This window comes from Marinomonas ostreistagni (assembly GCF_016888445.1).
In the GTDB taxonomy this organism is placed as follows: Bacteria; Pseudomonadota; Gammaproteobacteria; order Pseudomonadales; family Marinomonadaceae; genus Marinomonas; species Marinomonas ostreistagni.
Genome location: NZ_JAFEKF010000001.1, coordinates 650,016 through 672,306, shown reverse-complemented (window position 1 = coordinate 672,306; position 22,291 = coordinate 650,016). Strand labels below are relative to the sequence as shown.

Below are 22,291 nucleotides of genomic sequence, written 5' to 3'. Positions count from 1 at the left end.
ATTATTCGCCCTGTTTACTACGTAGAAGAATCAACAAATGCTCGAGTATGAATACCGCAATCGTCACAAAGCCAAGCGGCAACAACAGTTGTGGTACCCATAGCGGTGTACGCAACACAGTCGGCGCAAATTTACCGCGACTAAAAGAGCTGCCTACTAATTCATAGGTTTTCCAAGCAAGAATGGCGCAAATGGCAATGGCTAAAACCGCGAATAAACTTCCCAGTACACGCTTGAATTCATTAGGAAACGCGTCGAATAGAACACGTACTTGGAATAACGATTGGGCACGCACCGCCATCGCAGCACCAAATAAAGTGAGTCCCACGACTAAGTAACCCGTCACCTCCTCAACAAAACCAAGTGAGTAGCCCAACGCGGCTCTAAGCAACACCTCAAGTGTCACTAGAACGACTAGGGCAGACAGCATCAAAGACGTAAGCAGTGCGACAGTACGACCAACTACATTAAAGAAAGGAGCGGCTGGTGCCACTCCTTTGACGAAAGCCTTAGCAGCCATATCACTTACCTATCGCTTTTAAAACCAATTCCAATGCTTGCTCGTATTCAGGGCCATTGTCCTTAGCCCATTGTGTCCAATACGGACGTAAACGCTCTCGTGCAGTGTCAGCATCTCCCGCCGCTGGCTGTGTAATCACCATACCCTTCGCTTGCTGAGAGTCCATTTGTGCCTGCTCGTCTGCAATGAAAGCGTCAGAGATCTTATCCCCTTCTTCGCGAACAATATTGGCTAGAGTGGTTTGCTCTGTATCACTTAAATCCTCGAATGAATCGATATTGGCAATGATCATTGAGTTGCCATAGTTCACGGGGAAGCGGTAATTCTGTGGCAGAAACTCGTGCCATTTTTTGGCACCACCAGCACTTGCGGTTAATACCCCGTCAATCACGCCACGCTCGAGTGCAGTCGGTACTTCGCTGCCAGACAAGGTAATAGGCAAACCACCAAATTGTTCGACGAAGTAACCTTGTTCAGGGGACGTCACACGGATCTTGTGCCCTTCAACATCGCTCAATTCATCCATTTCAAAGGTGGTGAAAAAGACCTGCTGGGGGTAGCGGTAACCACCAAGAAGCACCACATCTTGGTTCGCAAAGGCCGCTTCTAACATAGGCTTGATCGCCTCATAGGCCAGCTGCCATTCGCGATCATTTTCAATCAACATAGGTAGATTCAAGACACGCGCGATGGGGACATTACCAGAAAAGAAATAATCCGCGGCAAAATCAATCATGCCATCGCCGACGGCTTGAGTAATATCTGCTGACTGAATATGCAAGGTTTTACCTAAATGAAGGCGAATGGAAAAATCGCCATTGGTGGCTTCATCAACACGCTCACTGATGCGGTTCATTCCCTTAACTGCAGCCGTGGTTGACACAGAAGAGTAGGTATACCCCGTCCAGTTGGTCGCCTGAGTTGTCATTGAGCATGCTAAAAGCGCCACCGCGCCAATTGTTTTTATTTTCATAATGATCTCCGTAGCATTTACACTATATTTATTATTGCTAACAAAGCACTAACCCTTGGATTAGAACTAAAAGACACTAAGGGCAGCGAAATGCTGCCCTTAGATTTATAACGCTTAGGGTTATGGTTTACGCTGTTTTACTAGGCGACGCTTAATCATTGGTCCGACAATCACCGCAATTGTCAAAGCCACTAGCACCAAGCTAGTCGTGTTATTAAATAAGGCCATCCAATCACCGCGGCCGATTAACAGCGTTAGGCGCAGGTTTTCTTCGGCAAAGCCACCCAAAATTAAACCTAACACCACCGGTGGCAAAGGAAACTTAAATTTATCCATGACGTAACCTATCATGCCGAAAATCAGCATCAGATATACATCAAACATTCGCTCATTAATGGAGTACACACCAATAAACATCAACACGATAATGATCGAGCCAAGAATGGGTCGAGGTAGCTTCAGCAGATTGGCAAAACTATTCGTTGCTAATGAACCACCCAAAAAAATCAGCAAAATGGCACCAAATAAAAACTGCCACATAAAGCCAAATACCACATCCGCATTATCGCGAAACAACATTGGACCGGGCTGCAGGCCATGAACCAAGAGTCCGCCCAGCATAACCGCCGCCACGGCTGTACCTGGTATGCCTAGCGTTAATGCCGGAATAAGCGCCGACGCTGTATCCGCATTATTTGCTGTTTCAGAAGCCGCTACCCCTTCCGGCTCACCTTCGCCCCATTGCTCTGGATTATTGCTTGAGCGGCGCGCCTCGTTGTATGACATAAACGCTGCCATTGAACCACCAGCGCCTGGCAAAATCCCAATCCAAATACCGATCAAGGATGAGCGAATCCAAGTTTTCCAATAGCCAAACATGCGCGGAAAAGCTTTAAAAATGGACTCTGTGTGTAATGCTTTACCGGCACCTTTGGTCTCTAGAGGGGTTTCCAGTAAATCGATAACCGGCGGCATCGCATACAGGCCAACCAGTAAGATGACAATACTGATACCATCAAACAGCTCTAAGTAGCCAAATGTGAAACGTTCTTCACTGGTAATGGGATCGGCCCCGATCATTGAGACAAAAATTCCGAAACAAGCGCTTATCAAGCCTTTAATAGGACTCTCACCCAATAAGAAAATGATGCTACATAAACCAAAAACAGCGATCCAAAAAACCTCTGCTGGGCCAAATAGCAAAGTCACCTTAGCCAAGGGTGGCGCCAGTAACATCAATGCTAAAGCGCTAGCAATACCACCAAAAGCGGAAGATACAACGGCCACTTGAAGTGCGTAGCCACCCCGCCCTTGTTGAGCCATGGGATAACCATCAAAACTGGTGGCCACTGCGGCCGGTGTGCCAGGGATGCGTAACAACACCGCCGGGATAGCACCACCGTACATAGCGCCATTATAAATACCGGCCATCAGACCTAGAGCCACCAGAGGGTCGAGACCAAAGGTAAAAGGCACTAATACTGAAATAGCCATGGTGGCACTCAAGCCCGGCATGGCTCCGACAGCGATACCCGCTAATACACCAATCACAATCGCCAAAAAATTCTCTATAGAGACCACATTTGGCAGAGCTGCTAATAAATCACCATACATAATTAATCACTCTCACCAAATCCAACCAACAGGAAACTCTTTCGACATCGCAACGCCAAAGATCAAGTAAATCGCCGCCACCACGATCACATCAGAAATCAGCAATGCTTTGATGCTGTGACAACCAAACAGATAGGCACAGACCGGTACAAACAGTGCCGCCGCCAGATAGAAGCCAAATAAATCGACGCCTACGACAAACAACACCACTGCCAGTAATGCACCGATCACACGCATAGGGGCTTTCACCGCTGCAGTAGGGGTTTGAACGGAAGCTTTTTTGATATGAGACAGCAGTAAGATGACGGATAACACCATCATAGCGACTAGCATAGCCACGGGTAGAAGCTTAGCATTGCCGCTCAACGCCATGGCCGAGCTTAAAAACGCTGCCGACCCGACAAACAAAGTTGCCGCGATCAGTGTCATGGGCTGCAATAATAGGTTTGATTTTTTATTATTCATCACAAGCCTTTATTGTTTCGGTAAAAAAGCGTGTGGGCCAATGGCCCACACCCGAAGGGCTATTTCCAAGGCGTGGTTTGCCACACTTGGTTAGCCAAATCATGCAACTCATTATTAAGCTGCTCAAAATCTTCGCCTAACGTCACCTCAACAGGATTGGCTGTTGCTTTCATTTTGGCCAGTAGCTCTGGGTCTTTAGTGGCTTTATCAAAGGCGTCTAATAATTTGGCTTGAATGTCTTCTGGCAAGCCTGCGGGCGCGACAAAACCGCGCAATGCGCCATTGGTAAAATCAACGCCCTGCTCCGCAAAAGTTGGCACATTCGGCGCATATTCAGAGCGCTCCGCCTTAGCGACACCAATGACATTTAATTCGTCTTTAAACGCTGCCACTTCAGAGATATTAAGAACGCCCGCTGAAACATGACCACCCAAAATGGCTGTGCGGGCTGCTGAAGAACCTTTGAAAGGAATAATGGTGTATTCGGTATCAGTAATGTTTTGGAACTTGGTTAAGCCTAAGTGATCATCCCCGCCAAGGCTAGACATACCAACCGTAATCGAGCGTGGTGCTTCTTGAGCCTGTTCAATGAACTGTTGTGCTGTGGTAATCCCTGAACGCTTTGAAGTTACAATAACATTGGGGTCACTGACGACATTGGCTAGGTAAGTAAAGCTTTCGGCATCATATTTTGCATCACGATCTAAGGTACGTGCCATCATGCCAGGCAGGTTGTAGGTACCTAGCGTATAACCATCTGGATCAGAGTGAGCAACTTCAGTAATCCCTATTTGTCCACTCGCACCGGGCATATTTTTGACCACAATGCTGGCACCATCGCCTAAGTACTTCTCAATAAATGGGGCCACATTGCGCGCCATCACATCGGTGCCACCACCCGCTGAAAACCCCACAATAAGTGTAATCGGTTTTTCTGGGTAATCAGCTAACGCAGCACCGGATGTCAGTAACAAGGCACTCATAAGCGCAGCTTTCTTTTTATAATTGAACATGCGTCTTCTCCTGAGATTTGATTGCGGCACATGCCGCTGGTATTTGAGCATTTAGCTCTAGGGTGAACCTAAAAAAGCCCCGCGGTGCGTACGCACCGCCGAGCAAAACTCCCTACTGAATCACTCTGGGAATTTACAACCTTTTGCTTTAAGTGCCGCATCCACCCAACTACGGTCGTTGGTGCCAGCTTTAATAGCCGCCATCTGCGTCACTTCTTTGTCTTGTTTTTCCAAAGTACTTTTTAAGACTGCTTGAGCATGGTCTAACGGCACTGCCAGAACGCCATCACAATCACCAATAACAATGTCACCTGGTTCAATGATCATGCCATCAATGCTTACGGGCACATTGATTTCACCTGGACCATCTTTGTAAGGACCACGGTGCGTGACGCCCGCAGCAAACGTTGGCAGGTTGGTTTCAACAAAAGCATCCAAATCACGGATGGCGCCATTTAAAACAAAGCCGGTCACACCACGGTTAATAGCATGCGCCAACATCAGCTCGCCCATCAGTGCATTGCTCAAATCACCGCCTGCATCCACGACAATGACATCACCTGGTTGCGCCATATCAATCGCTTTGTGCAACATCAGATTATCACCTGGGCGCGATTTAACAGTTAACGCACGACCAATCATGGCGCCCGATGCATGCATTGGGCGCAAGCTTGGGCCAGCAGCAAATACGCGATTCATAGAGTCCGATACATTGGCCACAGGTAAGCCCGTAAACGCTTCAATTAATTCGTCAGAAGCGACACGTTTACGCTCTAAAATCTGAAAACCTAAACTCATTGTTATTCTCCTTGCGACACAAACGGTGCCATATCTGCTAATAAATTACGATTAATAATGCGATGTGCTGGTAACGCTTGGCCTTCGACAATACGAACCACACCTAGGGCGGCGTCTTCGCTGACACGAGTACTGCCCTCAGTCGTGACGCCACCAATATGAGGCGTCACCACAATTGCGTCTTCTTTTAAGAACGGGTGATCAGCGCTTGGCGGCTCAATCGCAAAGGTGTCCAGTCCAGCGCCAGCTAAATGCCCAGATTGAATCGCCGCTACCAGAGCCTCTTCATCAATAAGGCCACCACGGGCAGTGTTCACGATGTAACTTCCGACTGGCATCTTGGCAATGTTTTCAGCATTGATAATGGCGCGAGTTTGATCCGTAAGAGGACAATGCAGACTTAAAATCTTACTGTTCAGCATTAACTCATCAATGGTGTTACAACGGGTGACACCGTACTCTTCAAATACCGCATCCGGTGCATAAGGATCAAAGCCATAAAGTTTGACAGCAAAACCCGCTGCCATCTTGGCGGTGGCTTGTGCGATAGCCCCCATACCAAATAGCCCCATCGATTTGCCCGCCAACTCTACGCCAGAAAAGCCTGGCTTCTCCCAGCGTCCCTCATGGAGGCTTTTATCAAGGGGAACAACGCGCTTTACAGTGCTTAAAAGAAGAGAAATGGTGTGTTCAGCCACCGATACAGCGTTAGCACCTGTCGCGACAACAACAGGAATATTGCGCTCAGCCGCGGCGGCTGTATCGATGTTGTCAACGCCCACACCATGTTTGGCAATGACTTTTAGATGAGGAAGGCCTGCATCCATGGTCGCCGCATCGAGGCGGCCCATTCGAGAAATGACACCCACCGCTTGCGTTTCACGCAAAAGCTTAGCGATGACATCACTATCAGCATAAGGCGGCGTATGCACCGTGGTGTAGCCATGATTAGCTAGATATTGACTGGCACTAGGAGCAAGCTCCGGCCCAGTTACAAGAATCGTTTTAGTAGTCATATTGTTCTTATCATTTAAATTGAGATCAAAGCCTTGGCGGCAACCAAATCAAGATCACATGGCAGCAATCCAAGCTGTCCTGATAAGAATTAGACTAAAAAATAGATTTTATTTATGATAGCGAAATATTTTTTACCTTACATAAAGGTTTTCTTTATCTATGGATACACGGCAACTGAAATCGCTCGCAGCGGTAAAGAAATATGGCACTTTCGCCAAAGCCGCTACTCACGTAAATTTAACGCCTGCCGCAGTCGGACAGCAGATTGCAGCCCTCGAGCAAGAGCTGTCGATCGAGCTTTTTGATCGCTCCACTCGGCCTCCCACGTTAACACCACAAGGCTTGCAAGTCTTGGAGATGGCTAACGAGATGCTGCGGCTTGAAGAAGACACTAAGTCATCATTGCGGGGCGATCGCATAGCTGGGACTTTGGTGATTGGCTCCGTGCGGTCAAGTGCCGTTAATTTGCTACCCGCGGCGCTGGTCGAAATGCGTGACAAATATCCATTTCTGAAAACCAATTTACGTATCGGCTTATCCGCAAATTTAGTTTCAGATGTAGAGTCTGGACATCTAGATGCTGCGATCGTCGCCGAACACGTTGGCATACCATCAACTTTGCGCTGGAGTCCCTTTTTAAATGAACCATTATGGATCGTCGCTGCCCCAGGCACGCCGATCCTCTCAGCAAAAGAGATGTTAAACACTCTCCCATTCATTCGGTTTCGTAGCGCCGTTCCGCTGGCGAACTTAATCGATACTGAGATTTCACGTATGGGCGTCACCACTCAAGATGTCGCTGAGATCGATATGATCGGTACGATTTTAACCTGTGTACACCACGGCTTGGGTATTTCCGTAGTGCCACATGTAGCCCTTATGCAGGCAGATTCAATCGGATTACAACGTATTCCCTTTGGTGAACCTCAGCTCACACGACAAATTGGTATCATCGAACGCAAAGCTTGCCCACGCGGTTTGGTCATTGAAGAGCTACATAACATCTTGGCCAACCACAGCGGCAACTACGGCGTAAAGCGCGTCAACGGCTAGAGGCATGACTATGTATCATGTCTTTATGATATTTATTCATTCTTTAGGAATGGCGTTCTCGAACACCTTAATGTTATGTTATAACATTATCAATCATTGCAACTGCTACTTTTATGAACGCCTCTTTAGAATTACCAGATGTCGCTAGCGCACTGGCAGACGACCTTGCCATCGATCAAGTAGGCATGGCTAAGATATCACTACCTCTTCAGCTGGAGATCGACCGGCAGATAGTACAAGCTCCCGCCACAGCGCGAATTACAGCGAATGTACAAAATGCGCAAAAAGGGCTGCATATGTCGAGAATGTATCAGTCCTTAAAAGCTTTGAGCCAAAACATTTTAAATACTCAGGCGCTGACGGATTGCGCACATTCCGCTCTAAAACAGCAACAAGAAGTCTGCTCTACAGAGTTAAATATTGAACTTGAGTTTGAATTATTACGCCAACGCTCTGCTCTTCACAGCCAGCAATTTGGCTGGAACCGCTACCCGATCAAATTGACAGCACATTACCAAAAAGACTCAAGCGTAGCGCTCGAATTGCAATTTACCGTGACGTATTCTTCTAGTTGCCCTGCTTCGGCAGCGTTATCACGTTCAGCCCTTAAGGACGCTTTTTTGCAAGCATTTGGCGAAGTGCAAGAGCCTATCGACACAGCATCTGTTGCTGACTGGCTGAACAGCTACGGTACTTTAGCGATTCCTCACAGCCAACGGAGTGAAGCGACGATTAATGTCAAACTTGCTCAAGACGCGTCACTCCCTATCGAGACCTTAATCGATCTTGCTGAAGACGCTCTAGGTACGCCAGTTCAAACATTTGTAAAACGCCAAGACGAGCAGCAATTTGCTATCAACAATGGCCAGAACCCAATGTTTGTAGAAGATGCAACTAGACGCCTTATGTTGGCACTTACTCAGTCCGGTTATCAGGGGTATTTACGCGTTGCGCATTACGAAAGCCTGCACGGTCACGACGCCATCGCTGAATCACAATTTGGGCACCGTTTAACTAATGTTTAGTCAGGCTGTAAGCGTAATGATTCGATATAATCATTAGCATCCTCTATCTCTGCCGCTGCTATTCGGTTGGCTCAATTTGATAGCGCTCAATCTTCTTAATCAAGCCCTGACGTGATAACCCAAGTAGTTTCGCTGCTTGGGTTTTATTTTGCTCGGTTTTGCTTAGCGCAGCCTGAATTAATGAGATTTCCAGTGCCTGAACCTGTTCATCCAGAGTACGTTCCAAAGTGACAGACATCGCTGTTGGGCTGGCTAAGTTATCAGTGGCGAAAGTTGCTGGGCGCTCAGGTTTAATAGCGTAATTTAGCAGCTGAATATCAGCCAAGGTAATCTGGCCGCCCATGCTGATGGCAGCGACGCTTTCTAAAGTGTTTTTCAGCTCACGTACATTACCTGGCCATAGGCGCTGTCGAAACCACTGTAAGGCATCATTGGCAAGATAAAAGCGCTTGCCCTGCTTGACCTCAAGCGCACTCAAAAAACTTTGCAATAAGGTCGGAATGTCCTCTGGTCGCGTGTCCAAGGCCTGCGTTTCGATGCTAACGCCCTTGATGCGATAGTATAAATCCTCACGAAACGAGCCCTGCTCAACACGCTCAGCCAGATCTGCATTGGTCGCCGATACAATACGCACATCAATTTGCTCTAAGCTGCGTCCACCGACTGGGTAATAACTGCCCTCTTGCAGCACACGCAGCAGCTTGACTTGCATCGGCACCGGCATTTCACCGATTTCATCGAGAAACAAAGTACCGCCATCAGCAAGCTTCAGTAAGCCCTGCTTATCTTTATCTGCGCCTGTAAACGCCCCTTTAACATGGCCAAATAATTCGCTCTCTAATAATTCTGCGGGAATGGCACCACAATGCACCGAGATAAACGGCCCTTTCGCACGAGCACTGAGATCGTGGATGGCTCGAGAAATCACTTCTTTGCCGGTACCAGAAGGCCCTGTCACCAACACACGCACATCCGTCGGCGCGATACGCTCGATCAATGCTCGAATGCGCTGAGTACTGTCAGAAATGCCGATATAGGTGTCGGCACCTGCTTTTGTTGCACTGCCTTGTAAGCGCGCCACTTCACGCTCCAAATGCGTTTTCGCCAATGCTCGACGCACCACTACCGCCAGCATGTCTGGGTCCACTGGCTTAGCGATAAAATCCCACGCCCCTTGGGCAATGGCTTGCAGGGACAGCTCACGCTCAGCGTGGCCAGTAATAATGATCACTGGGCAACCTTCAAACTGTGGCATGGCCAACAGGGTTTTCTGCGGATCAAAATACGGCGGCAGCGATAAATCAAGCAGCACCAAATCTGGTAACCCTTGGCTTTTTTTGGCTTCTAAGGCTTCGTCTACCGATCCCACTGTTTTGACTTTGAAACCCTGCTGAACCAGCCAGCCACCAGCCAATTCACGAAAAGCCGGCTCATCGTCAACTAATAAAATATAACCACTATCCGACATCCGGTGTTTCTCCTGAAAATGCTTGTGAGGTAAGAGGCAAACGACATTCAAAGGTCACTGGCCAACCTAAATCGTTGCGATGACTAATCTGGCCATGATGAGCATCCATAATTCGGCGCACGATCGCTAACCCTAGGCCGCTACCGCCCTGTCGTTTACTGACAAAGGGACGAAATAGCTGATCTTGTTCAATACTAGGATCAAGCACTGGGCCGTTATTGTGAATACGACACACAAGCTCAGCGTCCTCTTGATGAGCTTCAATGCAAATAGAGCCGTCTGACTGATTGCGCACATAGGCCAAGGCATTATCAATCAGATTAATAAACACCTGCTGCAACCGATGAGGATCGGCGTTAAGCTCAAGTCCGTCCTCCAGCTGCAAGGTCATTAGCACTTGGTCTGTATTCAGAGAACTTAGTACAGTGCCCAATAATGGCTTTAAGGCAACAGGTTGATAATGCAAGGTAAGCTTGCCCGAGTAGACCAACATATCACTGACCAGACGATCGGCCCGGCTCAACTGCTCTTGGATATGACGCCGCGTATCAGCGGGGGCATTGTAAGACGCCATCGATATGATATTTAGCGGGTTACGTAGCTCATGGGCCATGGCCGCCGACAGACTACCAAGCTCTACCAAATGCTGTTCATCTAGGCGTTTGCGCTCCGCCTCAGCCAGCGCTAAAGAACGTTCTAAGGCTGCGCATTGGGTGGCGAATAGTGACCCAAACACATCTAAGGTTAGGCGCATACCAGGGCTGATATCTTTACTGTTAAAAGGCTGGGCAAACCAACCGTTGGCATCTTTTTCAACGCTCACGTGCAAGCCATCAGGACAGTCTTTTTGATTTAAACGAATAGTCACAGGCTGACGCAAATGCTGTGCTAGCAGCTGCTCCCCTTGTGTTTTTAGGGCGTACCAAGAGGCCGCTTGATTGAGCTCTCGGTTCCAGTTTTCTAGAATTTGCTCATTTAAAACCGCGCCAGGGAAAACCAAGCGTTCACTAAATCGGCGTACCCAAGGATAAACCGCGGCGGCGATCAACAAGACGATCAGCGAATAAAGCCACAACTGCCAGATGGGGACACTCGTTAACGCCTGTAAGCCAATCGGCCCTGAAACAGCACCCAAGACCGCAATCACACACAGCACTATCAGCATCATAACTAGTGCTAATAAAGCTCGATTGGCAAAGCGATTCACATCAAGAATTTGATAACGCACCACGCCATATACCAACAGTAACAAATAGCTTGGCAACAGCAGCATGGGATAAGGAAAGACATTGATCCCAAAGGAAGGAAAGACAAAACTTGTCGCCAGCAACAGACCCCACGCAGCGACGCCAAACATGGCTAAGATTGAGCGCTTCTTATTACCTGAGTGCTGCTGCCAGCCCAAAATCAATACACCATGACCGAGCATGCCGATCAACACGGTATAAGCAAGATTCACAGCGCCAAGCTCGTTGAAGACAAAGAATGGACGACCGTCTATAAGAGGCACCGTATCCCCTGCACTCACCCAAACACTGTACATCACGATGGCACCACTGGTGACGTACACCCAAGGAATATGGCTAGCAATCGACGTTAACCAAGGCCGCTTGGCGGGCCCTTGATTGACAAACAAAAGCGCGAAATGCAGGAAAAAAGTCGGCATTAATGGATTGGCTAACAGCAATACCATGCCTAAAGATTGCTGATTATGGAATAAGGCTAAATGGCCAAAACACCACAGCGCCATCATAGCAGCGAAGCCCGCTAGGGCACGCAAATCTGCTTGCTGGCGTGCGCGCCAAAGGAGCCACGCCGCCACCAAAACGCCACACACACTGGTCACCCAGATAGACAATTCAAACGCAATTGAAAGCACCAAAACGTAAACCTCGTTTACACCTAGAATTCAGATTAAATCGTAAACTTAGTTTACATACACTTCAAATTTAATTTTTTATCTAATGATTTCAACATGTTAAAGAATTTATTTTGTTGGCACACATGCTGCTATAGATCAATTGAACTGATTTAACTCAATACACTAATAACGATACAGTCGACGAGGTTACACCTATGAATTACAGCCAGTTTCTTATTGATGCCAGTGTTCTATTTAGCATTGTGGGTCTTGCCGTGGCACCACTCGCTCTACGCCGCTTAGCTTCTAAAGCCTAGATTCCACTTTTTACCTGACAACGGATTCGCTTATGGAACTTGATACAGCGTTACTCTCGCGCCTGCAATTTGCATTTACGGTGAGCTTCCACATTATCTTCCCCAGCATCACCATCGGCTTGGCAACCTTGATCGCTTTCTGGGAAGGCTTATGGCTCAAAACCCACGATCCACGCTATCTGCAATTGGCAAAATTTTGGATCAAACCTTTCGCCATCACCTTTGGTATGGGGGTGGTGTCTGGGATTGTTTTGTCCTACGAATTTGGCACTAACTTCTCCAAATTCTCTGACATTGTCGGCCCTGTTTTAGGGCCTCTAATGGCCTACGAAGTATTAACGGCATTCTTCTTAGAAGCCGGTTTTTTAGGCGTCATGCTATTTGGCTGGCAACGGGTAGGACGCAAGCTGCACTTCTTCTCAACCGTCGTGGTCGCCATTGGCACTTGGATTTCCGCGTTTTGGATTATCGTTGCTAACTCTTGGATGCAAACGCCACAAGGGCACATCATTGTTGATGGCCAATTCCACGTCGCCAGCTGGTTTGACGTGATTTTTAACCCATCGATGCCTTATCGCTTAACACATATGTTGTTGGCGTCTTTTATCACCGCCACGTTTGTAGTCGCTGGTGTCAGCGCTTATTACCTGCTCAAAAAGCAACATATGGCGTTTGCCAAAAAGGGCTTGTCTATGACCATGTGGATCGCTCTGATATTAGCGCCACTGCAAGCGCTGGTTGGCGATCATCACGGTTTAAACGTTAAAGAACATCAGCCCACTAAGCTCGCCGCGATGGAAGGTATTTGGCCAGCTGAAGAAGAGCGCGTCCCGCTGTTGTTGTTTGCAATGCCCAATATGGAGACTGAGTCCAATGATTTTGAACTGGGGATTCCAAGCTTGGGCAGTTTGATTTTGACGCACAGCTTTGATGGCGCGGTGCAAGGTCTTAAAGCCGTGCCACCTGAAGATCGCCCCAATGTACCACTGGTATTTTGGTCTTTCCGTGTCATGGTCGGATTAGGCTTTGGCATGATCGGCCTAGCTGTACTCGCTCTATGGCTGCGTAAACGCGGCACCTTGTTTAGCAATAAACCCTTCTTAGCGGCATTAGCTGTGTTTACGCCTTCTGGCGTGATTTCAGTACTGGCTGGCTGGTATGTGGTCGAGGTGGGACGCCAACCTTGGCTCGTGTACAACCTAGTGCGCACCAGTGAAGTGGTCTCTCCGCTGCCGGCAGAGCGCGTGCTCTTTACTCTGATCGGCTTTGTCGTGATCTACACCTTACTACTAGGGGTTTATCTCTACTTTATGCGCAAGCTTATTAAAAAAGGCCCGCCGTCGATGACTCATCTTGAAGAACAATTAATCGGCATGAAAGCCCCTGGCTACGCGCTCGCGTGGGTAAAAAATCTAAAACACGAAGACGGAGAAAAATAATGGATTTGGCACTGTTCTATTTCTTAATCCTTGGTTTTGCTGTCTTGATGTACGTGTTACTAGACGGCTTTGACCTAGGCGTGGGCATTCTTTACCCATGGTTCGACCAAGAGGGTGAGCGTGATCACTTAATGCGCTCGATCTCGCACGTATGGGACGGCAACGAGACTTGGCTGGTGTTCGGTGGCGTGGTGTTATTCGCCGCTTTTCCAGCGGCCTATGCGGGCATTTTATCGACTTTTTATCTGCCGATTATTTTGATGTTGTTTGCCTTGATCTTTCGCGGCGTCGCATTTGAATATCGCTTTAAAGCGCATCGCTCGCGCCCTTATTGGGATTTTGCCTTCAGCGCTGGCTCCGCCACCGCAGCGTTTTGCCAAGGTTTGATCCTAGGGTCGATTGTACAAGGGGTGAATGCCAGCCACATTCAGTTGGACAGTTGGTATTGGCTGTCACCATTTGCCATCTTAACGGGGTTTAGTGTTATGGCAGGTTATGCGCTACTGGGTGCAAGCTATCTCTATATGAAAAGTCGTGGCCGTATTCAGCAACATGCCGGTTACTTGGCAAAGCGTCTGATTCTTGTGGTGATGCTGGCAATGTTACTGGTTAGCTTGTGGACGGTACTTTCATCAGAAGACATTCGTGAACGCTGGTTTGATGGCATGAACTTCCTGTACTTAAGTCCATTGCCGCTGCTCACCATTTTATTCGCCGTTTTAGCTTGGCAAGGACTAGGCGATACCGCCCATGAAATCCGCCCATTTTGGTATGCAGCAGGGATATTTGCGCTGGGTTTTGTGGGGCTAGTGGTGAGCTTATTCCCTTACCTCATGCCGAATCAGCTCACTATTTGGGACGCAGCAGCCCCCGACTCGAGCCTAACGTTTCTGCTGGTCGGGATTGTCATTTTTATACCACTGATCTTGGCTTATACCCTTTGGGGTTACCGGGTCTTTGCCGGCAAAGTCGAAGACTATCAGGAGGGCTATTAATGAGATTTGTGAAGAAAACATTAAAGACCTGGCAATGGTTCTTGCTGCTTTATCTAGTTGGACTTATAGGTCTTAGCATTATTGCCTACGGATTACGCTTTTTAATTAACCACTCTCTTTAGCAGTTAAGCGCCAAGCTATCCTAGCTTGGCGCAACTACTCTTTTCATAGGTCAAACGTTGAATAAATGCCACTAAGTTACATACAGCATGTAATGAGCCTATATTTATGACAACCACTTAAATATTAATTTTACTCAATACCTTTTGAGTAACTCAAATTTTACTCATATAAGAATCACCTATACATTATTCCTATACATCGTTGCTGATGACTGTAAAAGCTAAGCAGATCAAACATTGCAGGGACAACCGAAGGGAGTAATCCCCTATATAGGATGACAGATCAACATGAGCCAAGAATTTTCATATTCGATTCATACCATTCGCTTTGATGAAGACTACCAACCATCAAGCAATACACGCCTGACCACGAATTTCGCCAATTTAGCCCGCGGCACACGTCGCCAGAAAAATTTGCGCGACACGCTGCGCATGATCAACAACCGATTTAATGCCTTGGCTAATTGGGATAACCCAACAGGGGACCGTTATGCAGTTGAGCTAAACATTGTCTCAGTCGACATTGATGTATCTGGCAATGGCGAAACCTTTCCAAGCATTGAGGTACTAAAAACCGATATTATCGACCGCAAAACCAACGAGCGCATTGAAGGTTTAGTGGGCAATAACTTCTCTTCCTACATTCGTGACTACGATTTCAGTGTACTGCTACAAGAGCATAATAAAGATCAGCCAGGTTTTAGCGTACCGAGTAATTTTGGCGAATTACACGGCAAGATTTTTCAGCATTTTGTGCATTCTCCAATCTTTAAAGAGCACTTTAGCAAGCTGCCAGTCATCTGCTTGAGCGTGTCTGAGACCAAGGTGTATCAGCGCACCGAAAACAAGCACCCTATCCTTGGCTACGAGTACCTGCCAAACGAATCTTCTCTGACAGAAAACTACTTTAAACAGATGGGCCTGCAGGTGCGCTACTTTATGCCTGCTAATAGCGTCGCACCGTTGGCGTTCTACTTCTTTGGCGATCTATTGAACGACTACAGTAACTTAGAGTTGATCGGCACCATCAGCACGATGGAAACCTTCCAGAAGATTTATCGCCCTGAGATTTATAACGCTAATGCAGCGGCAGGTGAGCGATTTCAGCCAAGTCTTAAGCACTCTGATCACTCGCTGACACAGATTGAATACGATCGAGAGGAACGCAGTCAGTTGGCCGTGAAACAAGGAAAGTTTACTGAGGAGCACTTTATCAAGCCGTATCAAGCGACCCTGAAGCAATGGTCCGCCAATGTCGGCCTGTAATACACGTCTAAGCACCCAACACAGAAAAGAGTAACGGATTATGAATACATTACTGCCCACGTCCACCGCAGGCAGCTTGCCGAAACCAACATGGCTAGCAGAACCAGAAACACTTTGGTCCCCTTGGAAACTTGATGATGTCCAGCTAATTGCAGGTAAACAAGATGCCCTACGTGTGGCGCTGCAAGAGCAACAATTGGCTGGCACCGATATCGTCAGCGACGGCGAACAAACGCGTCAGCATTTTGTGACCACTTTTATTGAGCACCTAAACGGTGTCGATTTTGAAAACCGTAAAACGGTTAAAATCCGCGATCGCTATGATGCCAGTGTGCCCGTAGTCGTCAGCGAGGTATCACGACAAAAGCCTGTCTTTGTCGATGACGCTAAGTTTCTTCGTCAACAAACCAAGCAGCCTATTAAGTGGGCGTTGCCTGGCCCAATGACTATGGTCGATACCCTATACGATGATCATTACCATAGCCGCGAAAAGTTAGCATGGGAGTTTGCAAAGATCTTGAATCAAGAAGCCAAAGAGCTTGAAGCGGCAGGCGTGGACATTATCCAGTTTGATGAGCCAGCTTTTAACGTTTTCTTTGACGAAGTAAATGACTGGGGCATCGCCTGCTTAGAGAGAGCAATCGAAGGGCTTAAGTGTGAGACCGCGGTGCATATTTGTTACGGCTACGGCATCAAAGCCAACACCGATTGGAAACAAACACTCGGCTCTGAATGGCGTCAATACGAAGAGATCTTCCCTAAACTGCAAGCCTCCAAGATCGATATCATCTCACTTGAGTGCCATAACTCTCGAGTGCCAATGGAGCTGATCGAGCTAGTGCGCGGTAAAAAAGTGATGGTCGGTGCAATTGACGTGGCAACGACGGCTATTGAAACGCCTGATGAAGTGGCAGCCACGCTTCGAGAAGCATTGAAGTACGTTGATGCCGACAAACTGTATCCGTGTACGAACTGTGGCATGGCACCGCTGTCACGAGAGACTGCCCGCGCTAAACTGCAAGCACTGAGTGCGGGTGCTGAGATCGTGCGTCGCGAGCTATCTCAATAGTCCTCTCTAGCAAAGCCCTTTCTAGCAAAGTCTTATATCCATCAAAACCGGCTTAGGGATGAGTCGGTTTTATTATGCACCACAAACAATAACGATTATCGTTTACATCATTATTGTTATGATATAACATTTTATATGATCACTAGGAGGATTGAATAAAATGCGTAAAAATCTACACCCTAAATACCGTACCGTTGTGTTTCACGATACCAGTGTCGATACCTACTTTTTAATCAAGTCGACCATGCAAACTTCGCAGACCATTAAGTGGAAAGACGGCAATACTTATCCCTACCACACGATCGATATTTCATCGGCATCACACCCTGTGTACACCGGTGAGCAGCGTGCAACCCAGCTAGAAGGACGCGTACAGAACTTTAAGCGCCGCTTCGGTTCACGTCAGCTCAAAGGAAGCCGCTAATGCAAGTATTAGCCTCTTTAAAAACAGCCAAGAAACGCCACAAAGACTGCCAAGTGGTAAAACGTCGCGGTCGTCTTTATGTGATTTGTAAATCCAACCCTCGCTTTAAAGCAGTACAAGGCAAAGGCGGCAAAAAGCGCTAAACCTATCCGCCAGCAACGAACCGAGGTGTTAAGTCAATTAACACTCGGTTCGCATATCTAATCAAACCCTCGCTTCAATAGCTCCCCATCTGAATACGCCTTCTCCCCCTCATAAAAACCTTTTCTACCGGTAAAACTAAGTTAAACACTTGACCCTAGAGTTTACTCCAAGGTTTATACTTGATTGGTAAATTCTTAAGAGTAAAGCAAATGTATCGAATCGGTGAGTTGGCTAAGCAGTATGACATCAATACTGACACCCTGCGCTACTACGAAAAAGAAGGATTGTTAGTGCCATCAAGCATCGCTAGCAATGGCTATCGTATATACTCCTCGGCTGATGCCAAGACGCTTGGCGTTATTTTACGGGCCAAAGCCATAGGCTTTTCTTTGAGCGACATTAAAACCTTACTGTCCATTGAAGTGGATAAGGCCAATAAAGAGTGCCTTGATGTAAAGCTGGTCGTGGATGACAAACTCGCTCAAGTAAATGCCAAAATTGAAGAGTTGCAAACGTTCCAACGTTCTCTGAAACGACTCTCTGATGCGTGCTGTGGCGGACATGAGAGTGCGCAAGACTGTACGATTCTGCAAGCCTTAGAGTCCGAATCATTAACCATCCTATCCGAATGTCACCATGACTAAAGAGGCATCCCTATGAATTGGCTAATCGCATTTGTCGATTTGTTTTTAGAGTCTGCACCTTGGCTGATTCTCGGCTTGGTGATGGCGGGCGTTCTTAAAGAGTTCGTTTCTATGCAGTGGATGGAGCGTCAACTGGGAAAAAATTCGCGCTTTGGCGTTGCCAAAGCTGCCATCATTGGTGCGCCATTGCCGCTGTGTTCCTGTGGCGTTATTCCTGCGGCCGCGGGGCTACGAAAAGCCGGAGCATCAAAAGGCGCAACCACCTCTTTCTTGATCTCAACCCCAGAAACCGGCGTCGACTCGATTGCTTTATCTTGGGTACTTCTTGGCCCCTTTATGACCATCATTCGACCGATTGCTGCGATCTTTAGCGCCATCACTGCGGGCTGGTTAGTCGGCAAAGAGTCCACTGAACAGAGCCAATTACCTGAAGCCAAATCTTCCTGTTGCAGCAGTCGTGGCTGCTCAAGCACGCAGCCAGTTTCAAAGCCAACTGTTTTGCGTCGCCTAATACGCGGCCTAAGCTATGCGGCCACTGACATGGTTGACGATATCGCCTTATGGCTGATTATCGGCATTGGCTTTGCAGCACTAGTACAAGCATATGTGCCAACAAGTTTCTTGGCAGAATGGGGCAATGGTTTGATTGCTATGCTGGTCATGGTGATTATTTCTATCCCTATGTACATTTGCGCAACGGCTTCAACACCGATTGCAGCTGGCCTACTGATTGCCGGTGTTTCACCAGGTGCCGTACTGGTATTTATGTTGGCAGGCCCTGCCACTAATATCGCAACACTTGGCGTAGTGTATTCCTTACTTGGTAAAAGAGCCTTGATAAGTTACCTAACTGGCGTGCTGGTCTGTGCATTGGGATTTGGCTTTTTATGCGACTGGATCTTTGCAAGCTTTGAGTTAACGCTCAACTTATCCAACTCGATTCACGCCCATACTCATGTTCATTGGTGGTCAGTATTGAGTGGTGTGTTGCTGACAAGCTTGATAGGTCTAAGTCTTGCGAAGCGGATCACAAACAAATGGTCATCTACTTCAAGTAAAAGCTGCTGTTCATAGCGGCTTTTACTGGTTCACACAGTCATAACGGCTACTGGCCTTTGATTGGTTGTTTACTAAGTTGGGGCTCAAGTAAGCTCATGAAATCCACTCAAATAAATGAGAACTATTTTTATAGAAGAGTAAATCGTTAGCCTCTACAATACTGTGCTTTGATCACTCATATTGGCAACGGAGTTCCAATGAAAGCAGTTTTTTCCATGTCGCTAATCGCTGCGGCCCTTCTTAGCTCAGCATACACCTCTGCTACAGAGTACCCTTTAACCATAGAAAACTGTGGTTTTACGCACACCTACGAACAAGCTCCTCAAAGCACTGTGACAGTTGGCCAAGCGGCTACTGAGATTTTGTATACCTTAGGCCTCGCCAATAGAGTCAAAGGCACATCGGTTTGGTTTAACGAGGTTTTACCAGAATTTAAAGAAGTAAACGCTGATATCCCACGTTTGGCCGACAATGACCCAAGCTTTGAGTCTATATTAGAGAAACGCCCTGAGTTGGTTACAGTGCAATATGAGTGGCATGTAGGTGATCAAGGCATCGTGGCAACTCGTGATATGTTCCACGATGTGAGCGTTCCTACGTACATTTTACCTACCGACTGTGATAACAAGGACAATTCTGTCGGCCTTGACGGCACACGTCTAGATCAATTTTCAACAGCCGCTCTATACAAATCAATTGATCAATTATCAGATATCTTTGATGCATCAGAACGTGGCGAACAATTGATTGCGTCTTTGAAAAAACGAGAAAGCCAAGCCATTGAGCGTGCTCAAGCAGCAGGCAGTGAAGGCAAAACTGCTGTTTTTTGGTACTCCAGCGCGGCAATGGACATTGACCCATACGTTGCTGGTCAAAAAGGCGCTGCCGGCTACCTAATGAAAACACTAGGCATTGAAAACGTGGTTCAGTCTGATGAAGAATGGCCAACGGTTGGCTGGGAAACGCTTGCCAAAGCCAACCCAGATATTATCGTGATCGCAAAAATGAACCGCCGTCGCTTCCCTGCTGATGATTTCGAAAAGAAATTAGAGTTTCTTAAAAATGACCCGGTGACCAAAGAAATGGACGCCGTAAAAGAAGGTAATATTGTTATAATGGACGCCCTAGAAATGGACGCGACCATTCGCCTTATTAATGGTCTTGAGAAACTAACCGACGCGGTGGAACAGCTCTAATACATGCCTTTTAAACTATTAAATGGGGTGATGACACGTCACCCTTTTTTGTTTGTTATTTTCACTGCCGCCGTATTGTTAGTAGCCACCACTATGGGGGTTGCGATAGGTGAAACCAGTATTGATTTCGCTACAGTGATTCAAGCCGTTGCCAACGGTGCATTTGGAGCAGATTACCCCATCCACCCTATAGATCAGGGTGTCATTTGGAACTATCGCCTAACACGCACATTGGTTGCGGCTTGCTGTGGTGCTGCACTCGCCGTCACCGGTTTGGTGCTGCAATCATTGCTGCGTAATGCATTAGCAGACCCCTATTTACTGGGTATCTCAGCTGGAGCCTCAACAGGGGCCGTGATGGTTACAATTGCTGGCGTCGGCATTGGCGTGTTGAGCATGTCTTTTGGCGCCTTGCTTGGAGCTATGCTTGCCTTTGGCTTCGTCATGCTGCTATCAGCCCTTGCATCCAAACGTCGCAGTGCAAACATCTCCACGCAAATTATCTTAGCCGGCATTGCAGGCTCACAGTTGTTTAATGCCCTGACTGCTTTTGTGATCGCAAGATCAGCTAATGCTGAGCAGGCTCGAGGCATTATGTTCTGGCTCTTGGGTAATTTATCGGGTGCTCGTTGGCAGGAAGTCACTGTAGCGGTCCCTGTCTTGATTGCCGGACTGGCATTGGTCATTTGGCATGCGCGCGCGCTCGATGCTTTCTTGTTTGGTTCAGATGCCGCGGCTTCAATTGGTATTTCCGTACGCCGCGTACAAGTTATTCTTATTTTCGGTACGGCAATGATGACAGCCGTCATGGTGTCCATGGTTGGCGCGATTGGTTTTGTGGGCTTGGTTATTCCTCACGCCGCACGTTATATTTTTGGTAGCTCCCATTTAATCCTAGCACCGGCATGTGCCGTTATTGGGGCGCTTTTTTTAATCTTCTGCGATATTGGGTCACGCATCGTCATCCCAGGACAGGTGCTGCCGATTGGCGTTGTCACGGCTTTAATTGGTGCGCCTTGCTTTGCGCTTGTATTGATCAGAGGACAAAAGCAATGAACTTATCCGTCGCCAATATTCACTTTCAGCAAGGCAAAAAAGCGCTGCTCCGAGACATTACTTTCAGTTTAGAAAAAGGCGAGCGCGTAGCACTCATTGGCCCTAATGGTTGCGGTAAGTCGACGCTATTACGCTTGATTTGCGGCTTAAATAAGCCCACTTCAGGAAATATTACGTTGAATGATATCGCTGTTCAGCATTACCCAAGACGAACTCTTGCTCAGCATCTCTCGTTTGTTCAACAAAAAGCCACAACTGAAGAACTGGTCAAAGCAGAAGACGCGGTTGCACTTGGACGTACCCCTTGGATTAAAGCCTTTGAAAAATGGGGCACAGCACATCAATCCCATGTGGATCACGCGCTGGAAAAAGTCAGCATGACTCACAAGCGTGATCAGCATTGGCACACACTGTCTGGTGGCGAACAGCAACGCCTTCATATTGCACGAGCACTGGCTCAGAATACCCCTTTTATCGTCATGGATGAGCCTACCAACCATCTAGATATTAAGCAGCAGATGGTAGTACTTTCTTTAATCGAGAACATTCAGCGCACTATGCTGGTTGCCGTTCACGACTTAAACCATGCTTTGCGCTTCGATCGCATCATTGCCATGAAAGAAGGTCGTGTGATTGCCCAAGGCAAACCAGCAGAACTCATCAGCGAGGCGTTTATCCTTGATGTATTCGATGTACATTCGCGAATCATCCATTCACCTGATCACCCGCCTCACATCCAACTATTGAACTAAC

At 47.5% G+C, this 22,291-nt stretch carries 22 protein-coding genes; 13 read left to right on the top strand and 9 right to left on the bottom strand.

All coding sequences use genetic code 11. The features are described from left to right. Window position 1: 1 nt before the first annotated feature. The 7 genes from JQX58_RS03230 to JQX58_RS03200 all read right to left on the bottom strand — a co-directional run bounded on the left by JQX58_RS03230 (window position 2) and on the right by JQX58_RS03200 (window position 6,399). A complete protein-coding gene (locus JQX58_RS03230; protein WP_204145374.1) occupies window positions 2-520 on the bottom strand; it encodes a TRAP transporter small permease in 519 nt (172 codons plus the stop codon). A gap of 1 nt (window position 521) precedes the next feature. Beyond that, window positions 522-1,493: a TRAP transporter substrate-binding protein DctP gene (gene dctP / locus JQX58_RS03225; protein ID WP_204145373.1), complete on the bottom strand. Its 972-nt coding sequence runs from the start codon at window positions 1,491-1,493 to the stop codon at window positions 522-524. Window positions 1,494-1,613: 120 nt separating this feature from the next. Next, window positions 1,614-3,044 (bottom strand): tripartite tricarboxylate transporter permease, encoded by a 1,431-nt coding sequence (locus JQX58_RS03220; RefSeq protein WP_338040685.1) that lies wholly within the window; start codon window positions 3,042-3,044, stop codon window positions 1,614-1,616. 75 nt (window positions 3,045-3,119) lie between these two features. Continuing rightward, window positions 3,120-3,572 carry a tripartite tricarboxylate transporter TctB family protein gene (locus tag JQX58_RS03215; protein WP_204145371.1) on the bottom strand — a complete coding sequence of 151 codons (453 nt, stop codon included), beginning with the start codon at window positions 3,570-3,572 and terminating at the stop codon, window positions 3,120-3,122. Between the two features lie 59 nt (window positions 3,573-3,631). Continuing rightward, window positions 3,632-4,585 (bottom strand): Bug family tripartite tricarboxylate transporter substrate binding protein, encoded by a 954-nt coding sequence (locus JQX58_RS03210; RefSeq protein ID WP_204145370.1) that lies wholly within the window; start codon window positions 4,583-4,585, stop codon window positions 3,632-3,634. Between the two features lie 120 nt (window positions 4,586-4,705). Then, window positions 4,706-5,383, bottom strand: a complete 678-nt coding sequence (locus JQX58_RS03205; RefSeq protein WP_204145369.1) for an RraA family protein — start codon at window positions 5,381-5,383, stop codon at window positions 4,706-4,708. Between the two features lie 2 nt (window positions 5,384-5,385). Further along, window positions 5,386-6,399 carry a hydroxyacid dehydrogenase gene (locus tag JQX58_RS03200; protein ID WP_204145368.1) on the bottom strand — a complete coding sequence of 338 codons (1,014 nt, stop codon included), beginning with the start codon at window positions 6,397-6,399 and terminating at the stop codon, window positions 5,386-5,388. 160 nt (window positions 6,400-6,559) lie between these two features. On the opposite strand from JQX58_RS03200, the gene JQX58_RS03195 reads away from it, so the two are divergent. Together JQX58_RS03195 and folE2 are read left to right on the top strand one after the other, a co-directional pair. Then, window positions 6,560-7,453, top strand: coding sequence for a LysR substrate-binding domain-containing protein (locus JQX58_RS03195; RefSeq protein WP_204145367.1), 894 nt, complete (start codon window positions 6,560-6,562; stop codon window positions 7,451-7,453). Window positions 7,454-7,566: 113 nt separating this feature from the next. Continuing rightward, a complete protein-coding gene (gene folE2 / locus JQX58_RS03190) occupies window positions 7,567-8,478 on the top strand; it encodes a GTP cyclohydrolase FolE2 (protein ID WP_204145366.1) in 912 nt (303 codons plus the stop codon). Window positions 8,479-8,536: 58 nt separating this feature from the next. On the opposite strand, the gene JQX58_RS03185 is transcribed toward folE2, so the two are convergent. Further along, window positions 8,537-9,946 (bottom strand): sigma-54-dependent transcriptional regulator, encoded by a 1,410-nt coding sequence (locus JQX58_RS03185; protein ID WP_204145365.1) that lies wholly within the window; start codon window positions 9,944-9,946, stop codon window positions 8,537-8,539. Beyond that, window positions 9,936-11,825 carry an ATP-binding protein gene (locus JQX58_RS15620; protein WP_338040684.1) on the bottom strand — a complete coding sequence of 630 codons (1,890 nt, stop codon included), beginning with the start codon at window positions 11,823-11,825 and terminating at the stop codon, window positions 9,936-9,938. Before JQX58_RS15620 ends, JQX58_RS03185 begins: the two co-directional genes overlap by 11 nt. A 331-nt stretch (window positions 11,826-12,156) precedes the next feature. Between JQX58_RS15620 and JQX58_RS03175 the strand changes: the two genes are divergently transcribed. The 11 genes from JQX58_RS03175 (at window position 12,157) to JQX58_RS03125 (ending at window position 22,290) form a co-directional block, all read left to right on the top strand. After that, window positions 12,157-13,563 carry a cytochrome ubiquinol oxidase subunit I gene (locus JQX58_RS03175; protein WP_204145363.1) on the top strand — a complete coding sequence of 469 codons (1,407 nt, stop codon included), beginning with the start codon at window positions 12,157-12,159 and terminating at the stop codon, window positions 13,561-13,563. Next, window positions 13,563-14,558 (top strand): cytochrome d ubiquinol oxidase subunit II, encoded by a 996-nt coding sequence (cydB, locus tag JQX58_RS03170; protein ID WP_204145362.1) that lies wholly within the window; start codon window positions 13,563-13,565, stop codon window positions 14,556-14,558. The genes JQX58_RS03175 and cydB overlap by 1 nt, the downstream gene beginning before the upstream one ends. A gap of 410 nt (window positions 14,559-14,968) precedes the next feature. Continuing rightward, a complete protein-coding gene (locus tag JQX58_RS03165) occupies window positions 14,969-15,946 on the top strand; it encodes a DUF1852 domain-containing protein (protein WP_204145361.1) in 978 nt (325 codons plus the stop codon). Window positions 15,947-15,986: 40 nt separating this feature from the next. Continuing rightward, on the top strand, window positions 15,987-17,015 hold the full coding sequence (locus tag JQX58_RS03160; protein ID WP_204145360.1) for a methionine synthase: 1,029 nt from the start codon (window positions 15,987-15,989) through the stop codon (window positions 17,013-17,015). A 160-nt stretch (window positions 17,016-17,175) separates the two neighbouring features. Beyond that, the gene (locus JQX58_RS03155) at window positions 17,176-17,439 is read left to right on the top strand and encodes a type B 50S ribosomal protein L31 (RefSeq protein ID WP_204145359.1); all 264 of its coding nucleotides are present in this window, start codon (window positions 17,176-17,178) and stop codon (window positions 17,437-17,439) included. Continuing rightward, window positions 17,439-17,582 carry a type B 50S ribosomal protein L36 gene (gene ykgO, locus JQX58_RS03150; protein WP_204145358.1) on the top strand — a complete coding sequence of 48 codons (144 nt, stop codon included), beginning with the start codon at window positions 17,439-17,441 and terminating at the stop codon, window positions 17,580-17,582. The genes JQX58_RS03155 and ykgO overlap by 1 nt, the downstream gene beginning before the upstream one ends. 210 nt (window positions 17,583-17,792) lie before the next feature. Next, the gene (gene zntR / locus JQX58_RS03145) at window positions 17,793-18,227 is read left to right on the top strand and encodes a Zn(2+)-responsive transcriptional regulator (protein ID WP_204145357.1); all 435 of its coding nucleotides are present in this window, start codon (window positions 17,793-17,795) and stop codon (window positions 18,225-18,227) included. Between the two features lie 12 nt (window positions 18,228-18,239). After that, window positions 18,240-19,301 (top strand): SO_0444 family Cu/Zn efflux transporter, encoded by a 1,062-nt coding sequence (locus JQX58_RS03140; RefSeq protein ID WP_204145356.1) that lies wholly within the window; start codon window positions 18,240-18,242, stop codon window positions 19,299-19,301. A 182-nt stretch (window positions 19,302-19,483) separates the two neighbouring features. Beyond that, window positions 19,484-20,482 carry an ABC transporter substrate-binding protein gene (locus tag JQX58_RS03135; protein ID WP_204145355.1) on the top strand — a complete coding sequence of 333 codons (999 nt, stop codon included), beginning with the start codon at window positions 19,484-19,486 and terminating at the stop codon, window positions 20,480-20,482. Between the two features lie 3 nt (window positions 20,483-20,485). Then, on the top strand, window positions 20,486-21,538 hold the full coding sequence (locus JQX58_RS03130; RefSeq protein WP_204145354.1) for a FecCD family ABC transporter permease: 1,053 nt from the start codon (window positions 20,486-20,488) through the stop codon (window positions 21,536-21,538). Further along, a complete protein-coding gene (locus tag JQX58_RS03125; RefSeq protein ID WP_204145353.1) occupies window positions 21,535-22,290 on the top strand; it encodes an ABC transporter ATP-binding protein in 756 nt (251 codons plus the stop codon). Before JQX58_RS03130 ends, JQX58_RS03125 begins: the two co-directional genes overlap by 4 nt. The last annotated feature ends 1 nt before the right edge of the window (window position 22,291 follow it).